General features: G+C 45.3%; 22 protein-coding genes. 14 read left to right on the top strand and 8 right to left on the bottom strand.

The annotated features are described in order from the left end of the window. Positions 1-4: 4 nt before the first annotated feature. Genes AC3D28_RS09470 through AC3D28_RS09460 form a run of 3 tightly spaced genes read right to left on the bottom strand, consistent with a single transcriptional unit; the run spans position 5 to position 3,187 of the window. A complete protein-coding gene (locus tag AC3D28_RS09470; RefSeq protein WP_181869560.1) occupies positions 5-1,465 on the bottom strand; it encodes a TrkH family potassium uptake protein in 1,461 nt (486 codons plus the stop codon). Further along, on the bottom strand, positions 1,458-2,156 hold the full coding sequence (locus AC3D28_RS09465; protein ID WP_114323968.1) for a response regulator transcription factor: 699 nt from the start codon (positions 2,154-2,156) through the stop codon (positions 1,458-1,460). Before AC3D28_RS09465 ends, AC3D28_RS09470 begins: the two co-directional genes overlap by 8 nt. Further along, positions 2,156-3,187, bottom strand: coding sequence for a sensor histidine kinase (locus tag AC3D28_RS09460; protein WP_114323969.1), 1,032 nt, complete (start codon positions 3,185-3,187; stop codon positions 2,156-2,158). Before AC3D28_RS09460 ends, AC3D28_RS09465 begins: the two co-directional genes overlap by 1 nt. Before the next feature lie 234 nt (positions 3,188-3,421). Here AC3D28_RS09460 and AC3D28_RS09455 point away from each other — a divergent pair, with 234 nt between their 5' ends. Both AC3D28_RS09455 and AC3D28_RS09450 read left to right on the top strand, forming a co-directional pair. Further along, the gene (locus AC3D28_RS09455; protein WP_114323970.1) at positions 3,422-4,912 is read left to right on the top strand and encodes a SulP family inorganic anion transporter; all 1,491 of its coding nucleotides are present in this window, start codon (positions 3,422-3,424) and stop codon (positions 4,910-4,912) included. 10 nt (positions 4,913-4,922) lie between these two features. Further along, positions 4,923-5,771, top strand: coding sequence for a universal stress protein (locus AC3D28_RS09450; protein WP_114323971.1), 849 nt, complete (start codon positions 4,923-4,925; stop codon positions 5,769-5,771). A gap of 62 nt (positions 5,772-5,833) precedes the next feature. Here AC3D28_RS09450 and AC3D28_RS09445 read toward each other — a convergent pair whose 3' ends face one another. Genes AC3D28_RS09445 through AC3D28_RS09425 form a run of 5 tightly spaced genes read right to left on the bottom strand, consistent with a single transcriptional unit; the run spans position 5,834 to position 10,417 of the window. Next, a complete protein-coding gene (locus AC3D28_RS09445; protein ID WP_114323972.1) occupies positions 5,834-6,655 on the bottom strand; it encodes a mechanosensitive ion channel family protein in 822 nt (273 codons plus the stop codon). A 10-nt stretch (positions 6,656-6,665) separates the two neighbouring features. Next, positions 6,666-7,622, bottom strand: a complete 957-nt coding sequence (gene corA / locus AC3D28_RS09440) for a magnesium/cobalt transporter CorA (RefSeq protein ID WP_112404217.1) — start codon at positions 7,620-7,622, stop codon at positions 6,666-6,668. Positions 7,623-7,625: 3 nt separating this feature from the next. Continuing rightward, positions 7,626-8,633 carry an FAD:protein FMN transferase gene (locus AC3D28_RS09435; protein ID WP_114323973.1) on the bottom strand — a complete coding sequence of 336 codons (1,008 nt, stop codon included), beginning with the start codon at positions 8,631-8,633 and terminating at the stop codon, positions 7,626-7,628. Continuing rightward, positions 8,633-9,601: a calcium/sodium antiporter gene (locus tag AC3D28_RS09430; protein ID WP_114323974.1), complete on the bottom strand. Its 969-nt coding sequence runs from the start codon at positions 9,599-9,601 to the stop codon at positions 8,633-8,635. The genes AC3D28_RS09435 and AC3D28_RS09430 overlap by 1 nt, the downstream gene beginning before the upstream one ends. Before the next feature lie 12 nt (positions 9,602-9,613). Continuing rightward, a complete protein-coding gene (locus AC3D28_RS09425; protein ID WP_114323975.1) occupies positions 9,614-10,417 on the bottom strand; it encodes an undecaprenyl-diphosphate phosphatase in 804 nt (267 codons plus the stop codon). Positions 10,418-11,259: 842 nt separating this feature from the next. Between AC3D28_RS09425 and AC3D28_RS09420 the strand changes: the two genes are divergently transcribed. The 12 genes from AC3D28_RS09420 (at position 11,260) to AC3D28_RS09365 (ending at position 24,306) form a co-directional block, all read left to right on the top strand. Then, on the top strand, positions 11,260-11,886 hold the full coding sequence (locus AC3D28_RS09420; RefSeq protein ID WP_193267147.1) for a hypothetical protein: 627 nt from the start codon (positions 11,260-11,262) through the stop codon (positions 11,884-11,886). An 80-nt stretch (positions 11,887-11,966) separates the two neighbouring features. Beyond that, positions 11,967-12,506 carry a single-stranded DNA-binding protein gene (locus AC3D28_RS09415; protein WP_488534622.1) on the top strand — a complete coding sequence of 180 codons (540 nt, stop codon included), beginning with the start codon at positions 11,967-11,969 and terminating at the stop codon, positions 12,504-12,506. A 319-nt stretch (positions 12,507-12,825) separates the two neighbouring features. Continuing rightward, on the top strand, positions 12,826-14,835 hold the full coding sequence (csrD, locus tag AC3D28_RS09410; RefSeq protein ID WP_488534621.1) for an RNase E specificity factor CsrD: 2,010 nt from the start codon (positions 12,826-12,828) through the stop codon (positions 14,833-14,835). Between the two features lie 11 nt (positions 14,836-14,846). After that, positions 14,847-16,292, top strand: coding sequence for an MSHA biogenesis protein MshI (locus AC3D28_RS09405; RefSeq protein WP_488534620.1), 1,446 nt, complete (start codon positions 14,847-14,849; stop codon positions 16,290-16,292). Then, complete coding sequence (locus tag AC3D28_RS09400) at positions 16,289-16,939, top strand: type II secretion system protein M (RefSeq protein WP_488534619.1); 651 nt, start codon at positions 16,289-16,291, stop codon at positions 16,937-16,939. The genes AC3D28_RS09405 and AC3D28_RS09400 overlap by 4 nt, the downstream gene beginning before the upstream one ends. Further along, the gene (locus AC3D28_RS09395; RefSeq protein ID WP_488534618.1) at positions 16,932-17,264 is read left to right on the top strand and encodes an MSHA biogenesis protein MshK; all 333 of its coding nucleotides are present in this window, start codon (positions 16,932-16,934) and stop codon (positions 17,262-17,264) included. Before AC3D28_RS09400 ends, AC3D28_RS09395 begins: the two co-directional genes overlap by 8 nt. Positions 17,265-17,284: 20 nt before the next feature. Continuing rightward, a complete protein-coding gene (gene mshL, locus AC3D28_RS09390) occupies positions 17,285-18,922 on the top strand; it encodes a pilus (MSHA type) biogenesis protein MshL (protein ID WP_488534617.1) in 1,638 nt (545 codons plus the stop codon). A 44-nt stretch (positions 18,923-18,966) separates the two neighbouring features. After that, positions 18,967-19,812 (top strand): ExeA family protein, encoded by an 846-nt coding sequence (locus AC3D28_RS09385; protein WP_488534616.1) that lies wholly within the window; start codon positions 18,967-18,969, stop codon positions 19,810-19,812. Further along, complete coding sequence (locus AC3D28_RS09380; RefSeq protein WP_488534615.1) at positions 19,809-20,888, top strand: tetratricopeptide repeat protein; 1,080 nt, start codon at positions 19,809-19,811, stop codon at positions 20,886-20,888. Before AC3D28_RS09385 ends, AC3D28_RS09380 begins: the two co-directional genes overlap by 4 nt. Next, positions 20,885-22,609, top strand: a complete 1,725-nt coding sequence (gene mshE, locus AC3D28_RS09375; protein WP_488534614.1) for an MSHA fimbrial ATPase MshE — start codon at positions 20,885-20,887, stop codon at positions 22,607-22,609. Before AC3D28_RS09380 ends, mshE begins: the two co-directional genes overlap by 4 nt. An 8-nt stretch (positions 22,610-22,617) precedes the next feature. Beyond that, on the top strand, positions 22,618-23,841 hold the full coding sequence (locus tag AC3D28_RS09370; protein WP_488534613.1) for a type II secretion system F family protein: 1,224 nt from the start codon (positions 22,618-22,620) through the stop codon (positions 23,839-23,841). A gap of 3 nt (positions 23,842-23,844) precedes the next feature. Continuing rightward, the gene (locus AC3D28_RS09365) at positions 23,845-24,306 is read left to right on the top strand and encodes an MSHA biogenesis protein MshF (protein WP_488534612.1); all 462 of its coding nucleotides are present in this window, start codon (positions 23,845-23,847) and stop codon (positions 24,304-24,306) included. The last annotated feature ends 24 nt before the right edge of the window (positions 24,307-24,330 follow it).

Here is a 24,330-nt window from a genome sequence, read left to right as displayed (position 1 = left end):
TTTACTATTTTTTCCAAAAGTGTGGCAATAACATGGCTAACACCGTGAAATATTCCAGTCGGCCAAGGATCATTGCCAGATTTAATATCCAGATGCCTGTATCAGAAACAGGTTGAAAATTGCTTGCTACCACGCCAAAACCAGGTCCAAGCACATTGATACACGCTACCACTGCGGTAAAGGACGACCAAAAGTCCAGTCCTGTTGCCATCATCAGCAAAGTGAACACCACGGTGGTCAGCGCTGCCAGAGACATAAAAGCCATCACGGCATTGGTCACATCAGAGGTTACAACACGCCCTTGATAACGGATCGGCAAAATGGCTCTGGGATGGGTAAGCTGGCGGATTTCTCGTCGAATCACTTTAAACGTGATGATATCGCGCACAAATTTATTGCCCCCTGCGGTTGAACCTGAGCAACCACCAAGATAGGCACAAAACACCAAAAAGAGAGCGCTTGCCGCAGGCCAACTGCCCAAATCCGCTGCCCCAAATCCTGTACTGGTCATAAATGAGACGACGCTGAACATGGCAAAACTCAGTGAGGTAAGAAAATCGTCATAGGCAGAATGGCTAAAAATGTACCACCCCAAAACAAAGGAGAGAGCAATCGCTGTAAGAATAAATACTCTTGACTCTTCATCAGAGACATACAGACGTAGCCCTGCAAAACCACTTCGAAATACTCGAAAATGAAGACCAAAACTAATCGCGCCCAACATCATGAAAATGTTAGATAGCATAAGGATAAGGTGACTTTCAAAATGCCACATACTGGCGTCATGCGTCGAGAACCCGCCCGTTGAAACCGTGGTAAAACTATGCGCAATGGCATCGTAAGCCGACATCCCTGCAAGATAGTAAGCCAACGCACACGCAACGGTAATCGCCAAATACACACCCCAGAGATAATGTGCTGTCTTATTAATACGGGGCGAAAGCTTGTCATCTTTAATCGGTCCAGGCGTTTCTGCCTTAAGCAGTCGCATTCCTCCGACATTGAGCATGGGCAATACCGCGACGACAAAAATCACCACGCCTAACCCACCCATCCACTGAAGAAATTGACGGTACAAGAGAAAAGATTTCGGCATATCGTCCAAGCCAGCCAGGATGGTGGCACCTGTGGTGGTTAAGGCGCTGATAGACTCAAATACCGCATCAGTCATGCTCACATCTGTGGCCAAATGAATGGGTAGCGCCCCTAAAAAACCCGTTAAAACCCAGGTTAAGCTGGCAAATATTAACGCATCTCGAAACGTGACTTTATGCAGCTCACTTTTTCGTAATAGAACGGACAACAAAAAGGCTGTGAGCATCATTACCGCCGAAGGAGAGAAGAAGTCACCTGATATATGGTCTTGAAATAAAAACAGCGACAATAAGCCAAATGAACCTTGCACAATCCCCATCCAAAGCATGGGCATGACCAAGAGTCGAACGGTGTTCTTGAGATTAATCACGAGGTGGCTCCATCGAAACTAAACGGTAGCCAATCCCTGATTCGGTTTTAATGAGCTGTTGTTCGTCTGCACTGTCGTTGAGTTTTTTGCGCAACTGGCTAACCAGTACGCGCAGATAATGGGTATCGTCGGTATGACTTTCGCCCCACATCTCTCTCAACAAGTCTGTCTGTTTCACAAGTTGCCCTGGTGTAATCATGAGCATTTCAAGAAACGCAAATTCCTTTTTGGTCAGAATCACTTCGGTATCGCACAGCCAGCATTGATGGGTACTTTTTTGTAGTTTGAGCGCACTAAAAGTAACGATATCGTCGCTAAAATGGTCACTGACCAAGTCTCGCAGCAGTACCTTAATCCGTACAATAAGTTCTTTAATGCCAAACGGCTTACTGAGGTAGTCGTTAGCTCCCGCTTCAAGCAAGCGGATCTTCTCTTCTTCTTGGTCGCGTGCCGTTAGGATGAGCACAGGTGTTTTACTTGACTGACGGATCATCGATAGGAACTCAATACCATCACCATCAGGTAATCCCAAGTCGAGCACCACCACATGCGGCTGAACACGCTCAAATTGCACTTTTGCCGTGGCTAACGAGTCTGCTCCCACGTAATCAAAGCCTTCAGCCGCCAAAGAAATGCGCATAAACGTTTGGATTTGAGGCTCATCATCCACCACCAGTATTTTGTAGTTCACTACTGCTCTCCTTGTTGACTGCTTGGCAGCGAAATCCGAATCAAACAACCTTGTTGTACTTCTACGCATTCGATATGGCCTTGATGGGCTGAGACCACGCCTTTTGCCACACTCAATCCAAGGCCTGAGCCAGAATCGTCACTTCTTTTTTCCTTGCCCGAATAAAACAACTCGAACATTCGTTCTGCCTCATCGGCTTGCAGTGATTGGCCTTGGTTGTAGACATCAATCACCACATTTTGCTGACTCTGATAAATTGTCACCCTGACCTGTTTATCTTTAGGGGAATAGCGCAACGCATTGTCCAAGACATTAAATAGCGCCTGCTCTAGCAAAGCCCGACTGACATCAACCAATGAAACCGCCCCATTGACGACGACCTCAATACTTGTGGTGGATGAAGAGAAACGGCCAATGACGCTTTTAACAATATGTACAATGGATTCCTGTTGCTTCTGGATGCGAACCACGCCGTGTTGCAATTTCGTCGCTTGCAAAAGGTTCTCTATGTATTGGTGTAAGCGATGGCTTTCTTTGATGGCACTGTCGAGCAGTTCATCCTTTTCTTTGGCTTGAAGTTGCGTCTGATATTCTTTGAAAGTGGTGAGATTGCCTATAATCCCCGCGAGCGGGGTTCTCAAGTCATGGGATACAGAGAGCAAAATTTGGTGGCGTAGTTGCACTTGTTCTAGCGCATTTTGTTGGCGTCGATATCGTTCAGCGAGCTGACTGGTAGTAAAGGCAACCACAATAAAAACAAGTAAGTTGATGATGTCATCTAAGTGGAACATCTGAAGCGAATATCGAGGTGTGGTAAAGAGAAAGTTGAAACTGACGGCTTCGGCAATCGCAGCCACATAAGCTATTCGTGAGTGACATTGAAGGGCAATCACAACGATAGAGAGCTGGAGTATCAGCAATACCGCGATGGTTGAGCCTGACCAGTGATCAAGTCCTAAAGAGATAATGAGAGCGACAGAAAACACTAATACAGATATTAGGTAGCGACGATGAAGCCAACAAGTTGTCATAAAAGTAGAACAGTGACGATAAACAGTGTTGCCCACTCTAGCAAATGCATCCAAAGGCTTCGCGTAAAAAAAGCGTAAAATTTTTAAGAGTTTGACTGTTTCTTAATCTGTCGTTAAGATTACGCTTTTATTTTTTATGGAGCGACTCGATGTCAATTACGCCGCCTTAGACCACCCGCCTTCCTCAATTCCTTTCTATACATTAACTAATTTATTAATTTTACGAGTAAATTCATGATTGAAACGATGAAACGTGATTGGTTATCCAATGTGCGTGGTGATGTGCTGGCTGGCATAGTTGTCGCACTGGCTTTGATCCCTGAAGCGATTGCTTTCTCCATTATCGCTGGTGTTGACCCTAAAGTGGGTCTGTACGCCTCTTTTAGTATTGCTGTAATCATATCCATTGTCGGTGGGCGTCCAGGCATGATATCAGCGGCAACAGGAGCGATGGCTTTATTGATGGTCACGCTGGTTAAAGAGCATGGCTTACAATACCTATTAGCTGCAACCGTGTTGACAGGCATCATCCAAATCGCAGCAGGTTATCTCAAGCTAGGTGATTTAATGCGCTTTGTCTCTCGCTCGGTGGTCACTGGCTTTGTGAATGCGTTAGCGATTCTGATTTTTATGGCGCAACTGCCAGAGTTAACCAACGTGACCTGGCATGTTTATGCGATGACGGCTGCGGGTCTTGCGATTATCTACTTGTTCCCTTATCTCCCTTATGTCGGCAAACTTTTACCATCACCACTTGTGTGTATTATCTCGCTGACGGCAGTCGCGATTGTCTTTAATATCGACATTCGTACGGTTGGCGATATGGGACAACTCCCTGATACTTTACCTGTTTTCTTATGGCCTGATGTCCCGCTTAACCTTGAAACACTTTGGATTATTTTGCCTTACTCATTAGGTCTTGCGATTGTGGGCTTGCTTGAATCGATGATGACAGCGACGATTGTGGATGATTTAACGGATACTAACAGCGATAAGAACCGCGAGTGTAAAGGACAAGGTATTGCCAATATTGGTTCGGGGCTATTAGGTGGTATGGCTGGTTGTGCCATGATTGGTCAATCCATTATCAATGTTAAATCGGGTGGTCGTGGTCGCTTATCTAGCTTTGCCGCGGGTGTGTTTCTTCTTGTTATGGTTGTTTTTTTAGGCGATTGGTTGAAACAGATCCCAATGGCCGCGCTCGTTGCCGTGATGATCATGGTCTCTATTGGTACTTTCTCTTGGAGTTCGATTAAAGATCTTAAGTCTCATCCTATATCGACCAATATTGTTATGATTGCGACAGTGGTGGTAGTGGTCGCGACTCACAACCTCGCCATTGGTGTCTTTGTCGGTGTTTTACTGGCTTCGCTGTTTTTTGCCAACAAGATTGGTCGTTTCATGGTGGTGAAAAGCGATTTGTCTGAAAGTGGTGAAGAGCGTACATATCGTGTTGTGGGACAAGTCTTTTTTGCTTCGTCAGATCAATTTTTAACAGCGTTTGACTTTAAAGAAGCGCTTGATCGTGTCACGATTGATCTCTCAAATGCGCATTTCTGGGATATTACCTCGGTTTCTTCTCTCGATCGTGTTGTGATTAAGTTCAGACGTGAAGGCACCGATGTCAATTTGATTGGCATGAATGAAGCAACCAGCACCATCGTTGATAAGTTTGGTATCCACGATAAACCAGAAGAAGTTGAAAAACTGATGGGCGGACACTAAGGAGCCAAATATGACAAACATAATCGCGTGTATCGATGGGTCAAGCTATTCTCAATCAGTTGCCGACATTGGCGCATGGACATCACAACAATTATCTGCGCCACTGACGTTACTTCATGTATTGGACAAATCGTCACAAGAAGCGGACAGTGAATTAAGTGGCAATATTGGCTTAGGTGCGAGAGAGCAGTTACTGGCAGAGCTTGTTGAACTTGATGAGCAACGAGCAAAAATTGCACTAAAGCACGGCAAAGCGCTATTAAGCGAGCTAGAAAGCCACTTAAATGATCAGGGTCACAACGATATTCAGAAGCTACAAAAGCATGGCAATCTTGTTGAAACCTTAACCGATATGGAGCAAGACATTCGTGTTTTAGTTATGGGTAAGTCTGGTGAGCTTCATCAGAATGACACTAAAACCATTGGCTCACAGTTAGAAAGTGTTGTGCGTTCGATTAAGGCTCATATCCTGATTGCCTCAGGTCATTTTTCTCAGCCAGATAGTTACATACTTGCCTTCGACGGCAGTACGATCAGCGAGAAACTGGTTGATAAGGCGATCAACACGCCGCTTCTAAAAGGCATGATCTGTCATCTGGTGATGGTTGAGGATTCTGATAGTAAATGTGATGCTTTTTCAAATGCTTCGCAGAAACTCAAGGCTAATGGCATCAACGTTGTTGAAGCCCAATTACAAGGCGAAGTGCATTCTGCTATCTTGACCTATCAGCAGAAGCAAAAGATTGGCATGATTGTGATGGGTGCTTACGGGCATTCTAAACTTCGCCAATTCTTCGTCGGAAGTAATACGACGAGGATTATTACCGACACAACGGTCCCTCTACTATTGATACGATAGAATCTAAAGCCTTCCTCACGGAAGGCTTTTTATATCAGCAGATGTTAAGCGCAATACGCGATCTAGTCTTTATAATTAATATTCAGAACTCTCTGCGGGAAAGGAATAGTTAATCCAGCCGCTTCGATATTCGGCTTCACTTGCTTCTGAACCGCCCAATAGGTTTCCCAGTATTTGTCCGTTGGACACCAGGCGCGAAGTTGGAGGTTAACTGAACTGTCAGCCAGCATGTGAACAATCACTTGAGGCTCAGGATCTTTAAGGATATGTGGTTGGGACAACGCTAACTCTTTAAGCACATTCAGCCCGACTTCGACTGAATCTTGGTAAGAGATGCCAACCGTGATATCCATACGACGTTTGTTGTTACGGCTAAAATTACGGATGGTTGAATTCCAAATGGCACTGTTCGGGCTAGAGATGTAGAGGCCGTCTGCCGTTTCAAACACTGAAGTGAATAGGCCAATATCGACCACGCTACCTGAGTAGTTTCCGAATTCAACGAACTCGCCTTTTTTGATCGGCTTCAGAAATAAAATCATGATACCTGCGGCAATGTTGCTCAGTGTGTCTTTCAGAGCCAGGCCAATCGCTAAACCCGCTGCACCGACTAAGGCAACCAAGCTGGCGGTATTGACACCAAACAAGTCTAAAATGATCACCAATCCAACCAAATAGACCGCATAAGAAGCCACCTGTGACAGCAGGCGAGCTACTATTTCATCGCCCCCGCTCAGTTTACTGGTTGCTTTGAATACGCCACGTTTAACAAGCTTAGCGAGCATAGCGGCGACAATAAAAACAAAAACAGTGATGAGAGTATTTTGTAGGATTTGGACAATCAAATCCTGATGCGTAGTATAAAATGCACTTAAATGGTTCATAGGCGCTCCTTTATAGCCATCCTTTGCGTTTAAAGTAAAAGTAAGGGGCAAATCCTGACGCTAACATTAATCCTAGCGCCCAAGGATAGCCTCCTAACCAATGTAGTTCTGGCATAAAGTCAAAGTTCATGCCGTAGATACTTGCAATCACCGTCGGTGGGAGGAAAACCACAGCAGCAATTGAGAATATTTTTATGATCTGGTTTTGTTCGATATTGATAAATCCTTGGGTCGAATCCATCAGGAAGTTAATTTTATCGAACAAGAACGTGGTGTGTGACATCAAGGCTTCAATATCTCGGCTAATTTCACTCAAGGTTTCTCGGTGATCATTGCGAGATTTTAAATGACGCAATAGGAAAGAGATGTCACGTTGCGTATCCATCAAACACAAACGCACTTTGCCGTTGCTGTCCTCCAAACGAGCTAGGCGGCTAATACATTCTTCTAAATCTGCATCATCATTCTCAAGTACATCATGGCTGACCTTTTCTAATTGGCGGTGAATGTCTTCTAGTGTGTCGGCATGATTTTCGACTTTTTGCTCTAGTAAAGTCACCAACAAACTATCGACATCATCACAGCGAATCTGTCCTTTTCTCGCCCTTAGGCGGAGCAAGCGGAAATCTGCCACCTCTCCTTCGCGAATGGTGATTAAACGCTTATTTTGCAGTATACAGGCAACCGTCACTGTGTTGTGGCGTCCCTCTGTTGGTGAAAGGAACAGAGAGTGAACATGTATCCCTGCGGTATCAATAAAGCATCGTGCGGAGGTTTCGATTTCTTCTACATCTTCCGATTCGGGCAGTTCGATACGTAACAAAGAGCTGATTAATTCTCGTTCTTCATCGGTCGGCTCATGGGCATCAATCCAATCCGCTTGCGCGACCAATTGATTCAGATCGTGTTTGTCATCGTCAGCAATGGTTGTGATCACCCCATTGATAATATTGAAAAATCGTAACATTCGTTATTCCTCAAGCTCATTGTGAATCTCTTCATACGCTTTGCTTCTTTTTTCTTTTAGTTCTCCATCAGCTTCATCGATAAACAGAGCTTTTAAGTGATTCTCATTGGCAACCTGAATACCTTGTTCAGAGCCAAGGCAAAGCAGCGCAGTAGACCAGGCATCCGCTTGAGTCGGGTCGTCGTGAAGAACGGTTACCGACACTGTATGGTGTTTAACGGGCGTTCCTGTTCTGGCATCAATGATATGGGTATAGCGCTGTCCATCTTGATCGAAATAGTGTCGATAAGTACCTGATGTCATAATTGCCTGAGGGAAGTCGAAAGCCAACACTTTCTGTAGCGTTCGTTCTCCAGGCAAGGGCTTTTCAATCGCGATTTTCCACGGCTCGCCATTCGGTTTTACGCCACTCACCACCATTTCTCCCCCGATTTCAACCAGGTAGTTGGTGATTTGGTGTTGTTTAAGTACCTCTGCCAATCGGCCAACGCTGTATCCCTGAGCAATGGAGGATAAATCGACGTGGACTTGTGCAGATGCTTTCGTCATCATGGCGTCGTCAACCTTAATTTTATCCATGCCCACCGACATCATGACGTTATCAAGCTCTTGTTGTGATGGAATGGATAGCTTATTTTGTGTAAATCCCCAGAGGTCAAACAAAGGTCTTATGGTCAAGTCGTAACACCCTCGGGACTGTTGAGAAACGCCTTTCGCGACCTGTATCAGATGAGTAATGTTATTTCCCACCTGACCAGACAAACTCGCTCCCGAGTTGAATGCAGAGATGGTCGAATCGGGACGATAGTTCGACATCTCTTTATCAATTTCGGCGAGTACCACTTCCAGCTCAGCATCTAACTTATTGCTATCAAAGGTTTCTTGGCTCCAATAGCTCACATGCCACGTTGTTCCTTGAGCCATTCCCGATAGTTTTTCTACCTTCGGAGACGCGCTTTCGCATCCAGAGAGGAAAACTAGACCAACAACAATCCAGCCTAATTTAGACATTACAGCGCTCCATAGATGAGATAACCGTTGTACCCCAAATAACACACCAACAGCAAAGCGCCTTCACTGCGAGAGATCGTCTGCGATTTACCAAAACGAGCGGCGGTCAACAACAGTAATCCCGTGACAAAAAGCATCGATGTCCAGTCACGCCAGAAGACTTCAGCACCAATATTGCTAATAGGCTCAATGGTGCCAGCAATACCGATGACGGCTAAGGAGTTAAACATATTTGAGCCAACCACATTACCCACTGCTATATCATGCTCGCCTTTACGCGCTGCCACGATGGATGCTGCTAATTCGGGTAAGGATGTTCCTAAGGCCACAATAGTTAGGCCAATCAATAAATCGCTGACACCGAGTTGTTGTGCGATTTCCACCGCTCCCCACACCAAAATACGCGAGCTGATAATCAGTAACACTAACCCTGTAATCAGCCAGAAAATGGAAGACTTAAGCGACATACTTTGGCTAGACAGTTCGTCGTCCATCTCTTGTTCTAAGTGGTCTCCCTTTGAGCGTAATGCTCTCCAGATTGACCAACCAATCAAAAGCATGAATCCACCAATCAGCGCCCAGGCTTCTAACGTGCTGATATGGTGATTCCACAACATTGCGCCAATGACAAGCGTGACGAGTAAAAGAATGGGAAGTTCTTTACGGATAATGCTTGAATGAACAGCAATCGGTGCAATGATCGCGGTCACTCCGAGTATTAAGGTAATGTTGACAATGTTCGAACCGACAGCATTTCCGAGTGCCAGAGCAGGGTTGCCATCCATAGCTGCCATAGCCGAAACCACCATTTCAGGAGCCGATGTACCGAATCCGACGACCAACATACCAATCAATAAAGGCGGCATTCCTGCGTAGTTGGCACTTGCGGCTGCGCCTTCAACAAATTTATCTGCACTCCAGACAAGCAGTGCAAAGCCAGCGATAATCGCGAGTGAAGCTAATAGCATGTTTAATCCCTATTAAATAACGTAAAAGTATAGAATAACGGCCAAAATTAATCGGTAGATGACATAAGGCATCATCCCAAATTGATTCAGGAATTTGAGGAAGTAGTGGATCGCAAGTATTGCGGTGAGAAAAGAGGTAACGCTACCAATTAAAAGTGCCAGCCAATCTACGGTTACCGAACTATCCATCGCTACTTCAGCGATTTTGGCGGCTGCCGCGAGAGCAGTAATCGGTATGGCAAGCAAAAAGGACAGGCGCGAAGCGGCCTGACGCTCGAAGCCAAGCATAAGCGCAGCGGTAATCGTCGCTCCTGAACGGGAGGTTCCTGGGATTAAGGCGAGTGCCTGAGCACAGCCTACAACTACCACATCTTTCCACGTTAAAGTGCTGATATCTCGTGTTTTCTTGCTGAAAATATCAGCCAAGCCCAGTAATACGCCAAAGAATACGGTGGTGAAAATAATCACCTCAACCGAACGAAGTTGGTGGTCAATCACATCCATTAGCAGTAATCCTGCAAGTGCGGCGGGAAAGGTTCCCCACAAAATCGCCCAAGCTAAACGACTGTGTGATGTCGAATATTGACGATGAGTGATGGACTTACTCCACTCCGTGAGCAACAGAACGATATCTTGACGAAAGTAGATAAGCACCGCGAGCAGCGTTCCAATGTGAGTGGCGAGATCGAAACTAATACCTTGATCGGCTTCACCAAGGAAGGTCGGCATTAAGATCAAATGAGCAGAACTAGAAATGGGGAGAAACTCGGTGATTCCTTGCACAACCCCTAAAAACAAAGCGTACCATGCATCCACAGCAGGTTTCCTTTTGTCATTTCGGGCAGGCAAAAAACAAAAGCTAAATAGCGATCCTACCCGTATCGCGATTTAGCTTAAGTCTTGCCAGAACATGTCGAACGTGAATACCACAAGCGTGAGGCTTGGAGACTGTTGATATTCACTCCACTACTAATCAGTAGTGGAAGGCTACTCCCTTAAACGAGCTGAATTGTAATGAATAAATACAATCCAGTCTATTGTTCTGATAAATGCTCAGGTAGAGTTTAAAACTCAGTTTGCTGATGATGTGATTTACGATCTAATCAAGCGGTCTGTTACTGCTTAGATGTAGTATATCCAAGGAAAGCACTACAACTTATAACCATTCAATAAAAATTGAAAATGACACAAGTGGCACTATGAATCAAAATTTAATTTTGATTGGTCGATTTTCGGATATGAAGTATGAAGCTACATGAGATTAGGTTACAATTTGAGGCGGGAGCATTCAAGGGATGCAGCATTACCCGTCCACTGTTCAGTAATGAAGGTTACATTCTGATTTGCCATGGAAAAAAATCATCATTGGACACTTTTTTGACTGCGCAAAGAGGGACTGATGCTAGGATCTTTAAGACAACCGATGCTGCTATTAGCGCTGCTTATCAAATTGGGTTTAGAGAATTTAAGGTGAGTCTTACCGAACTCAAATAGTAAGTCAGGGTTAAATACTCAAATAGAAACTTTGAATCTGACTAACTTTGTTTATGGGGTTGCACGTAGCAACCCCTTCGCTCATCATAATTGGAAAATGATTGTATGAGACTTTGAAATGAACTTATAACTTCATTAAGTTTCACATGACACTGGGGGTAGCGGTGAGTCGTAGAGAAGCCAAAAAGCAGATGTTTTATCAAGCATTGAGGAACTCAGTTAGTGCTTTAATTGAAGATGGTAAGGCAGGTAACATCACCCAAAGTGAAGTCATCAAAAATGCGACCTACCCTAATGGTGAGAGTGTAGGTGAGACTACTCTTTTTGGTAAAAGTGCCAAAACAGGTGGTTATATCCATCAAGAATTTATGAAGGAACTTGATAGCTTAATTAAGGACGCTAACAAAAGTCCCCAAAAGGCTCAACGAAAAACGCTCTCCACTTTAGAAAAGCTCGAAAAAAAGCGTTCAGACTATTCAGAACTTAAAGCGGAATATGACTCTGTTTTAGCTCAGTTTGCTCTTATTATGCAAAGTAAAAATAATGTTAATGAAGCTTCTAATGAGAACCGAGTGAAGACACTGGAGGCTGACTTATATCTTGTAGCATCACTACTAATGATGAGAATTGACGTGGACATTCCAGAGATTTCTGACATCGTCAAAAATTATGAAAATAAGTACTCTGGTCAAGATAGATTGGCTTTAGCACAGGATAGAGTTTCTCGTTTAGAAAGGCGTATTAGGGACTCCAAAATCACACCAATATTTGGTACGATTAACGAAAGTTAAGAACCTTTACTCATTCGTATAGTAACGGTGATTAAAGATAATGGTTAATCCTATGAATTTAAAGAAAAAAGGTAGAAATTATGAGTAGAGGTTCGGTGAACAAAGTTATTTTGGTGGGGAATCTAGGTACCGACCCTGAAATTCGTTACATGCCGAATGGCGGCGCAGTAGCAAATATAACTATTGCGACCTCTGATTCATGGCGTGATAAAGCGACTGGTGAACAGCGTGAAAAAACGGAATGGCACCGTGTCGCGTTGTTCGGCAAACTTGCTGAAGTCGCAGGTGAATACTTGCGTAAAGGCTCTCAAGTTTACATTGAAGGCCAACTGCAAACTCGTAAATGGCAAGATCAAAATGGACAAGACCGTTACTCAACCGAAGTTGTTGTGCAAGGCTTTAACGGTGTGATGCAAATGCTAGGCGGCCGTGGTCAAGGTGGCGGCGCACCTATGGGTGGCCAACAACAGCAACAAGGTGGGTGGGGGCAGCCTCAGCAACCAGCTCAGCAGCAATACAATGCTCCTCCGCAGCAACAGCAACCACAGCAGGCTCCGCAGAAACCGCAGCAGCAATACAATGAGCCGCCAATGGATTTTGACGACGATATTCCGTTTTAGACAAAGACGAAAATGGATGTTTGAACCTAAACTAAAGGCCGCGAGAACGTGGCCTTTTTTATTCCTACCGCTTAGTGAATGTTTCAAACCTCTATGACTGAGGGCGATACCCTCGTGCCAATCAAATAAGGTGAGCTTTAACCACTTAGGGTAATCAGTATTTTACTACGATTGGGATAACAATAACGCTTATCAATGAATGCAATGTTGTTTATGTTTCAGCCTCTCACTATCAGACTAATCTGATTGTTTGGTGAGTTCTTATCAAGTATAAACATATCAATAAGGTATATGATGAATAAAAAGGAATTTGGTATTCATGAGGTATACCCCAACTCTTAAGTTAAGCACACGGCTGGTGGCCTTTGTCACCATGATCGTTATATGCGCCATGTTTATCTTGTTTGTCGGTGGCGCCCTCTCTTTTAAGCGACTTGGGCAGGAATATCTTACCCATTATCTAGAAGGGATTGTGGAGGTGGTCGACAAGGAGATGGAAGATCCTGACGCCGCTTATTCTATGCAGCGTTGGATGCCGAAAATGTTGCAGGCATCTAATATCGTTGAAATGACATTATCGACGAATAATGCCGTCGTTTATCGCTTCAAAGACACCTCCCACCGGATAGATGTATCGGCCTTGTTTGAGACAGAGTACCAACTCACTCACAACCCAGACTATGTTATTCATTTCAAAGCGGTTCCCCCCTATTTGGGCTATAGCTACTCAATGCAGGCGCTTTGGTCGATAACGCTCGCTGTCATCCTGATTATTTTCTGTCTGATGCGAGGTGTAACTTGGTTGAAAGAACAGTTATTAGGATCTGAAATGCTCGAAGAGCGTGGCAGGATGATCCTCGCTGGTCGCGTAGAGCAGTACGCGAAAGGAGATCAAAGAGAGTGGCCTTACACGGCGAGTGAAGCGCTCGATTTGTTGATTGAAGAACTGCAAGATGCGCGTCAAGAGCGCAGTCGGTTTGATACCTTCATCCGTACTCAAACTTTCCTTGATAAACTCACCGGGACCGCCAATCGAGTATTATTTGATAGTAAATTGGAATCTGCGTTGTTAGAGAATGGGGCGCGTGGTGCTGTGCTATTGGTGCGCATTCAGGATTGGAAGTCAGTTGAAGAAGAGCTAGATAAGCAGGTCACGGATGAGTTTATTGTTGAAGTTGGAAGCTTACTTTCCAATTTGGTTCAGCGATATCCAGATGTTGTATTCTCACGTTACTATGATGCTGACTTTGCGTTCTTTTTACCCCATCAAAGTGCTAAAGATGTAGCTAATTTAGCATCGCAGTGTATTCGCCAGTTAGAAAAATTAACACCACCTGAACCACTTGATCCTAACAACTGGTGTCATATTGGTATCACCACGTACAAAGAGGGTGAGCGCCATAGTCAAATCATCGATGAAGCAGAAACCGCATTACGTAGTGCACAGTTGCAAAATAACAATAACTGGAGCCGCTTCAAAAAATGGAACCACGATGAAGAAGATCGAGGAAGTGTGAGGTGGCGAACGTTATTTGACACGGCACTGACACCTAGAAATGTGATACTCTACGCACAATCTGTCTACTTAATAAGTGATAAGACGTATAAGAAACCATTATATGAAGAGTTAACATGTCGGATTCGCGATCCTGAAAACGGCATTGTGAAAGCGTCTCGGTTTATTTCTGCGATAAGACTGGTGGGTTACGAAGCCCAAATGGATAGGGCGGTTATTCATAAATTCTTAAGGGATTTTAAGGCTAATTTCGATCACTCTAAATTTTATGCACTTAATTTAAATGTGACCCCTTTTTCTAATCGAGAATACTTCAAGTGGTTTCGTTATGAGCTCTTACAATTGTCACGTGAACAAAGAAAGTCTCTCAGTTTTGAGTTTGTAGAAGCACAATTTGTAAGACATTTAGATTTTATGCGACCACTCGCTAAAATGCTGGCCGGTTTAGGCTGTCATCTAATGGTCGGGCAAGCTGGACATACTATCGTCAGCACACACTACCTAAAAGAAGTCGATATTCGTTACCTCAAGCTTCATCGCAGCTTAGTAGCAAAAATCGATCAACGACATGAGAACCAGCTCTTTGTTCGCAGTATGCTAGGTGCGGCGGCAAACAGTAAAACTAAAATCATTGCAGTGGGGATTGAGAATCAGCAAGAGCTAAACACACTACTTGAGTTAGGTGTTTACGGTGGACAAGGACGCTATTTGTCTGCAGAGCAGCAATATCTTCCTCGTTCTCAAGCGATGCCGCGTTCTCAATCAGAATCCCAAGTTAAATTGGGAAGACGAAATCGCTGGCGGAAAAAATAAAGATAAAGATCATGGATTTTAAAGCAGTATTCGACAAGCTCATGCAATCATCTGGTGGTGGTCGCTCTTGTTTTTTGGTTATTCAGCCAGATGCAGTTTATTTATTATCATCAGTCAAAAGTGGACGCCCATCTCAATTCGAAATTTCTGAGTCAAACTGGGAGCGGGCGGTTGAACAGGCATTAAGTGTAGCGGCCAGTGCGTACGACTCGCTGACGGTCGTGCTTTCACATAATTACTATCAGATGTATCAAATCGACAAACCAGCGATGCCTCGTCAGGAGTGGCCTGCCGCGTTACCGTTTTTGTTGAAAGAACTGATTTCTGAACGCGCCATTGATATTATTGCTGATGCGGTAGAGTTGCCCTACTCGACGAAAGTACAAACCTATGTCTTATCAAGAAAAATGCTGGATAAGATAGTTCTGCTTGCCAGTCGCGCTCAGCTGCCACTGGATGCGATCATCCCTGAAGATGATGTATGGGGTGAGACGGCGGGTGAGCTGGGTAATTTCTTACTATTGCAGCGCAGCGCACGTGGCCATTTCCGTATTAGTGCTTTTGTCGAAAATACCATAGCATTCCATCGTTCTATACGTAGCGTGACGCCGCCGTTAACTGGCGTGCCATCGAGTGAAATGCAGATGGACAGCTTATCCTTAGAGCTGCAACGTTCGATTGATTACCTTTCTTCGCAGCTTCGCCATGTTCAATTACACCAATTGAAAGTGTGTTGTGACGAGGAAGATGAAAACGAGTTGGTTCAGTCACTTAATTATCGTTTAAGTACAAAAGTTTCCCTGTTATTACCGGCTGAGCATGAGTTATCGGGGCATGTTTTGGCAGATACCGCTGCTGCTTCGGCGACACGGCGAATCAATCTGTATCCTGACTACTTAAAGCCACAAAAAAACCTTCTGACGTTAAAAAATATCGCGATATCTTGGGGAGTGGCGGCAGTCGCTATTTTGTTCTCTTACGGTTATGTCACTTGGCAAAGTAGCGGCCTCGAGGACGAAATCACTATTGCAAAAAGCAAAGGCGATATTCTGCAATCAGAGCTTGAACGCTACCAAGTTAAGCTGCGTAAGCATCAGCCTGATACGAATAAGTTAGCGGCCAAAGCACGTTTAGAGCGTGAAGTGAAAGCCAAACGTGATTCACTACAAGCCGTGGGGAAATACGATGACACACAGCGCGCAGGCTACTCTGGCGTGATGCAATCCTTAGCTAAGCTGGGCAGTAAAGAGATCTCTTTATCCGAAATTCGAATTAATCGCCATACGTTAGATTTAAAAGGCTTGGCGAAAACACCAAGCTCAGTGCCGAATTGGGTAGGTCAATTTAAGCATGAAATCAGCTTAGTTGGTCGAACGTTTGATAATGTCAAAATTAGCCGAAACGATAAGGGTGTTGTGACGTTTGAACTCAAAACGCGCGAGGATAAAGAGAAATGAATGAATTCTGGCTCTCATTAGAAGAGCGTTTTGGAGAGATGAGCGCGCGTGAAAAAGTGCTGGTTGCGCTATGTGGCCTAGTGGTGGTGGTCATGTTGCTGTTCACCCTCGTATTGGAGCCAAAGCTCAACGACATCATCAATCATGAAAAACAGTTGAGCAACTTAAAACAAGCTAACCAAAAGATCGAGATTGATACTTTACGTATTCAGGCGAAGCTGAGCAAAGATCCAAATGCTGAGATAGATCGAACTATCTCTAACCTTTTAGCTGAAAGTCAGCACCTTTCTATGCAGTTATCGGAGATCATCGAGCATTTAATCACACCTTCCCAAATGGCGGATCTGTTGGAAAGTGTGTTGGAGCAGCAAAAGGGGATTCACCTCTTATCGATGCAAACTCTGCCTTCTGAACCCATCACTAAAGATAAAGAGGCGTCGCAATACTCGGGTTACTACTTACACCCAGTGCGAATGGAGCTGATGGGGGATTACTTTTCTATCGTTAATTACCTCAGCAAATTAGAAAGTCTACCCGCAAATTATTACTGGCGCAGTTTTAGTTACAAAGTGGAAGAGTACCCGAAAGCGAAGCTGGTATTAGAAGTGTACACATTAGGGACTCGAGAGGAATTTATCGGTGGTTAAAAAACTCATTATCTCAATGATTGTCATGGCTGCTGCGGGCGACACTTGGGCAAATCAAGACCCCACGGCGCCACTAGATTGGCAAAAGCCAATCACTGAAGCGTCAGCGAAACCAACAGTAAAACAGTATCGACTCCCCACACTCAACAGCATTGTATGTAAGCCGACGACTGAGTGTGTCGCGATTATGGATAACAAGCTGGTCGAAAAGGGCGAGCGACTCAAAGGTTATCGTATCGCAAGCATCAATAGTAAATTTGTAACTTTAAAGCGTGGTAATAGTCAGTGGGACCTCGAGCTTTTTAGTTTAAACGTAAAAAAATAATAACCTGAGCCTGATAAGATATGCGCAAATTAGTTGTAGGAATAGCGATTGCTTCTTTAATGGGATGTTCAATGGGTCACCGTGATCCCATTGAAGTAAAGCAAGCACTTAATGAATCTATCAATCAAGCGAACAGCCGTGCGCTAAAAGAAATCCCTTCTTCTGTCGAAGCCGATCTGATGCCAAACTTAGACTTGAATACTTCTTCAGATCAAGGCACATCAAAGCGTTTTCGCATTCAAGCGAATGAGGTGGAAGCCAGAAGCTTTTTCGCTTCGCTAGTGAAGGGCACAGAGTACAGCGTCGCGATTCACCCCGCGGTGCAAGGTCAGATCACCGTGAGCTTGTCGGACGTAACCTTGGATGAGGTTCTTAATGTGGTGCAGAATATGTACGGCTACGATGTGATGACATCCGGTAAAGTTATCCAAGTGTATCCAGCCGGTATGCGCACTGTGACGATTCCTGTTGACTATTTGCAATTCAAGCGTTCGGGTCGCTCTCTGACAAGTATTGTGACAGGTTCAGTCACGTCGGCTGGTACCTCTAATTCAGGCGGCAGCTCCGGTGATTCAGACTCTTCCAGCTCTAACAATAATGATAATGGTAGCTCGACAACCTCAACAGGCGGTACTCGCATAGAAACCGTCACAGAAAGTGATTTTTGGCCAATGCTGCAACAGGCGGTTGCGAGCTTAATTGGCTCGGGTAAAGGGCAAAGTGTCGTCGTAACGCCACAAGCGGGTGTGATAACGCTGCGTGCTTTCCCTGATGATATTCGAGAAGTGCGTGAATTCTTGGGGGTATCGCAAGAGCGTATGCAACGTCAGGTGATTCTGGAGGCAAAAATTCTAGAAGTCACGTTGAGTGATGGTTATCAACAAGGCATCAATTGGTCCAATTTATCCGCCTCGATTAGTGACTCGGGCAGTATCATCGTCAATCGTCCCGCCTCCACGCTGCCTCCGCTGGATGCGATAGGTACGCTGTTAGGCGGGCAAACGAACGTCACCATTTCTGACAGCAATTTCGATGCCGTATTAAGTTTTATGTCAACGCAAGGTGACTTAAATGTGCTGTCTAGTCCTCGTATTACGGCGGCAAATAATCAGAAGTCCGTGATCAAAGTGGGTACCGATGAGTATTTCGTGACCGAATTGTCGAGCAATTCGGGGAATGGTGAAAACTCCAACGCCGTACCAGAAGTGGAGTTAACGCCATTCTTCTCAGGGATCTCTCTCGACGTTACACCGCAAATCGATAACCAAGGCAGCGTGTTTTTGCATGTGCACCCCGCTGTTATTGAGGTGTCAGAAGAACTGAAGAAACTGAACCTAGGTGGTGACTTCCAAAATGTTCAACTGCCATTAGCGAAAAGCTCAATCCGAGAGTCTGACTCTGTGATTCGTGCACAAGATGGTGACGTTGTCGTGATTGGTGGTTTGATGAAACAACAAAACCGTGAGCTCGTTTCTAAAGTGCCATTTCTTGGTGATGTACCTGCACTTGGCCATTTATTCCGTAACGTGAATAACGTGACAGAAAAAACGGAACTGGTCATTTTGCTGAAGCCGACGGTGGTAGGTGTCAACTCTTGGCAGAAAGAGTTGGAGCGCTCTCGGGAGTTGCTGCAAGAGTGGTTCCCAGATGCGCAATAAGTGCTGGATGATGTTTTGTTTCTCTATGAGTTCGTAATTCGAGTATGTACTTATCACATTTTGGATTCCAAGTTCTGCCTTTCTCGTTAACCCCAAACACAAATATGTTCTTGGGGTTAGCCCCTCACTATGAGGCGATCCAAACCATTTTGGCCGCAGTGCAAATGGGGGAAGGGGTGATCAAGGTGACGGGGGAAGTCGGTACCGGAAAAACCATGGTGTGCCGTAAGTTGATAGAGCAGGTAGAGTCACAAGTCGAGCTAGTGTACTTACCCAATCCAGCCCTGAATGGCGAGCAACTGCAGTTTGCGGTTGCGCGGGAGCTGGGTATCGAGAACAACGACCCTTTGCGTGTTGTTTCTCTCATTCAAGACCATCTCATTAATGTGCACTCTTTGGGTAAGAAAACCGTGCTGATCGTCGATGAGGCGCAAGCTCTTTCGCCACAAGCTCTTGAAACATTGCGTTTGTTCGGTAATTTAGAAACTCAACAAGATAAGCTCATCCAACTGGTGCTCTTTGGCCAACCCGAGTTGGATGAAAGGTTGGCAAGCCACGAGTTAAGACAGTTTCGTCAACGTATTACGTTTAGTTGTCAGTTACGCCCACTTTCTGTCGATGAAGGCGTGGCTTACATTGATAACCGTTTAGAGAAAGCGGGCAGCGGAACGCATGTTTTTTCCATTGAACAGAAAAAAACGATTTGGCGTTCATCAATGGGGATTCCGCGCTTAATCAATCAGATTAGTCACAAGTCGTTGCTGGTTGCATTTAATGAGCGTTGCCCGTTGTTAAAAAATCATCACGTTTACGTGGCAATTCACGATACCTTTGATGCCCGTAAACCTAAGTTTAAAACACCCGTATTTTGGGGATGGAGTCAACCTTGAGTGCCATCAATAAAGCATTATCACAACTCGTTGAAAAAACATCGTCGTCAGAGCTTACTCGGGCGGACATTCCCAGTGTTTCGCGCAGCAAGCCATGGCTTTGGCTCGTCGCAGGCTTTGCGTTGAGTCTTGCCGTTGGTGGTTGGGCGGTATCTCGCGGGCCTATTCCGTCGGATGACCTCTCACATTTTCAACCGAGTGACGTTCAGTTTTCTCAGGCGGATTCAGATGAACGGTCTCACTCACCGACCAGCAAAGTCACGCCCGAAACCAATGGTATGGTTTATCGCAAGCCGATTAAAACGCAATCTGTTACCAAACCAGCCACGGCCGAAGCTGATGTGTTCACACCAAGAGCAGAGGTGAATACGGTATCGGATGAACCAATACTGGTCGCGCAAACCGCCAACGCATCCAGTGACGGCGGATCACGTCAAGTGGTGGCCGAGACGGTGGAAGGCAGCTCAATGCGTATTGAGCAAGTGGAGTTAACGCATCGTCAGCTTTCACTCAAAGCGGTGAGTCGAGCAGAAAAAGCGCTCGATGCCAACGATATGCAAACGGCACTTTCCGCCTACGAAGAAGCATTACGTTATGATCCCATGAATGCAGGATCTCGCCAAAAGTTAGCCGCATTATATTTTGGTAAAGGTAATACGCGCAAAGCGTACGAAATCATGCAAGAGGGCATCAACCTTGATACGAACAACCAAGTGCTTCGTCTGGCGCTGTCTAAGCTACTGGTCAAAGCGAAGCAACCTAACGCAGCGCTGAGTCCTCTTGTGCACTTGCCACCAATGCCGACTCGAGACTACTTGGCAATGCGTGCGGCGTTAGCACAAAAACAAAAGCAGAATGAGATCGCTTTAGAGAGCTATCAACTGCTGACTAAACATGAGCCAGAAAATGCGCGATGGTGGTTAGGGCTAGCCATTCAACAAGAGCGAGCACTCACTTTTACTGCCGCGATACACTCTTACCATCAAGCATCAAATAAAGTCGGGATCTCAAATCAATCGCAAGCGTTTATCCGTGACCGTTTGACTATTTTGAAACAACTGGAGAAAGCGCAATGAAAATTCAGTTGAGAAAACGTTTAGGCGATCTTCTGGTTGAAGAAGGTATCGTTTCTGAACAACAAATTCAGCAAGCATTAGTAGCCCAACGCAATACCGGACAAAAACTGGGTGCTGCATTGATTGATCTCGGTTTTATTACTGAAAAGCAAATGCTGGACTTTCTCTCTCAGCAGCTTGCCTTACCCTTGATTGATCTTGACCGCGCGCCAGTGGATGCCGATGCCGTACAAATTTTGCCAGAAGTTCATGCGCGTCGTTTACGTGCGATCGTGGTAGGTCGTAACGGGGACGCTTTGCGTGTTGCTATGAGTGACCCGGCCGATTTGTTTATCCAAGAATCACTGATGAATTTACTGGGTCAATACAACCTTGAGTTTATCATTACGTCTGAACGTCAATTGATCAAAAGTTTTGATCGTTACTACCGTCGTACCAAAGAGATCGCCTCATTTGCTGAACAGTTGCATGAAGAGCATAAAGATGAACAAAGCTTCGATTACGGTATTGATGAAAGCGACAGTGAAGAAGTCACGGTTGTAAAACTGATTAACTCCATGTTTGAAGATGCGGTACAAGTGGGCGCATCGGATATTCACATTGAGCCGGATGATCAAATATTACGTTTACGCCAGCGGATTGATGGTGTGTTGCATGAAACCATCTTACATGAAGTAAACATCGCTTCTGCCTTGGTTCTACGATTGAAGTTGATGGCAGAGTTAGATATTTCTGAAAAACGTTTGCCGCAAGATGGCCGCTTTAATATAAAAGTGCGTGGTCAATCGGTGGATATCCGTATGTCGACGTTGCCTACGCAATACGGTGAGTCGGTGGTGATGCGTTTGCTTAACCAGTCGACAGGCTTGCGTCCGTTAGAGGAGTCGGGGTTACCACCAGAACTGTTGGCACGTTTACGCCGCCAGTTATCTCGTCCACATGGAATGATCTTAGTTACCGGTCCAACGGGCTCAGGTAAAACCACCACGCTTTATGGCGCGCTAAGTGAGCTAAATCAACCAGCTAAAAAGATCATTACAGTTGAAGATCCTGTGGAATACCGTTTGCCACGTATCACGCAGGTTCAGGTCAATCGCAAGATAGAGCTTACCTTCTCGCGTGTTCTTCGTACCTTCTTACGTCAAGATCCAGATATCATCCTCGTCGGGGAGATGCGTGATCAAGAGACGGTAGAAATCGGTCTGCGAGCGGCTCTCACCGGTCACCTAGTATTGAGTACCTTGCACACCAACGATGCGGTCGACAGTGCGCTACGTATGGTTGATATGGGCGCGCCTGGCTACCTGGTTGCGAGTGCGGTAAGAGCTGTGGTGGCACAGCGCCTTGTGCGCCGAGTGTGCCCTGATTGTAAAACGCAAGACCACTTGGATGAATCGCGTCAACAGTGGTTAGCTGGGCGTTTCCCCAACCAAGTTGGCGTGACTTTTTATCAAGGTACGGGGTGTCAAAACTGTAACCTGACCGGCTACCGCGGGCGAATTGGTGTATTCGAAATGCTGGAGTTGGAAAGCGAGATGATGGATAAGCTGCGCGCCAATGACACCGTTGGCTTTGCACAAGCAGCGCGTCGTTCAGAGAGCTATAAGCCGCTGCTTGCCTCTGCCATGGAGCTCGCATTGCAAGGCTCTGTGAGTTTAGATGAAGTCATGACCCTCGGTGAGGGTGATGCGGCTGGTAAGATTGAACCCATTTTCATGTAGGTAAATAAATGCCAACTTTTCGTTATCAAGGCCGCACGCTAGACGGCTCATCAACACACGGAAAAATCGATGCCGTGAACTCAGAAGCTGCGGCGGAAGCCTTGATGAATAAAGGGGTCATCCCGCTGAATGTGCGTTTACAGAAAGAGTCGGTGAAAAGCCAAGTCAGCTTGTCTAAGCTATTTGTTCCTGCGATTCCGTTGGAAGTGGTCATTCTTTTCTCTCGTCAATTGTTTAGTTTGACCAAGGCTGGTGTGCCACTATTGCGCTCCATGCGTGGTTTATTGCAAAACTGCGAAAATAAACAGTTAAAAGAAGCTTTAGAAGACGTAGTGTCTGAGTTGAGTAATGGTCGTAGCCTGTCATCGGCAATGCAGCAGCACAGCAAAGTATTCAGTCCGTTATTTGTCTCAATGATCAACGTTGGTGAGAACACGGGTCGACTTGATCAGGCTTTGCTGCAACTGGCGAATTATTACGAACAGGAATTAGAAACCCGTAAACGAATTAAAGCGGCGATGCGGTACCCAACATTTGTGATCATCTTTATCACCATCGCGATGTTTATTTTGAATATCCTCGTTATCCCAGAGTTTGCCTCTATGTTCACTCGCTTTGGGGTTGATTTACCCATTCCAACGCGCATTTTGATCGCGACCTCTAATTTCATGGTTAATTATTGGGTGTTGCTCGTTATTGTGATGATTGGCGCTTTTGCGGTTTTCAAAGCGTGGGTTGTCACCGCTGATGGACGAGAAAAATTCGATAAATTCCGCCTGAGATTACCGATTGTGGGTGATATCGTTAATCGAGCGCAGCTCTCACGTTTTGCACGAACGTTTTCTTTGATGTTGAAGTCTGGAGTACCACTTAACCAGTCGCTATCTCTGGCCGGGGAAGCCTTGGGGAATCGCTTTTTAGAAAACCGAATCCTTGAGATGAAATCGGCTATCGAAGCGGGCAGTACCATCTCGGTGACCGCCATCAACAGTAAAATTTTTACGCCACTGGTGATTCAGATGATAGCGGTGGGGGAAGAGACGGGTCGTATTGATGAGCTGCTGCTCGAAGTGTCAGATTTTTACGATCGAGAAGTCGATTATGATCTAAAAACACTCACAGCAAGAATAGAGCCACTACTTTTGGTGATTGTGGCTGGCATGGTGATGGTGCTGGCATTGGGGATCTTCCTGCCAATGTGGGGGATGCTGGACATCATCAAAGGTGGCTAATACGTGGTTGAAAATCAAAGCCGAGCAATGCTCATTTTGTTTGGGATCATCGCCGTTATTATTGTCGTAGGCTTAGCCGCTAAATTACGCCCTGTCACCGAACAGGCACAAGTGACCGGGGCGCAACTGGCTAAAATTTCGATGCAAGACAGCGTACAACGTTATCGTCAAGCATGGTTAGTACAAGGTGAGCCCGAGCATATGCGAATGGATGGCTTTGAACTCACCATGACCGAGGGGGGATTAGTGTCTCCCTTTATTCAACAAGGCGTATTAGATTGCGTCTATTGGTTAGCGGTCCATTACCCACAACGTAAGATTATGGCGAGTGAATTACTAGACGTTAATGGGGTAATCGAAACGAACCATTATGTATGCCATTATGCTTACGAAAATGGCCAGTCGATTGTCATTGTCTCAACAGCTAATCAATTGAAAATAGATGTCGAAATGTCGGCGGAGTGATTTTTTTGACACTCAATCACTATA

The organism is Vibrio sp. TAP-3B (assembly GCF_057784735.1).
This window is presented reverse-complemented; position numbering and strand designations above follow the sequence as displayed.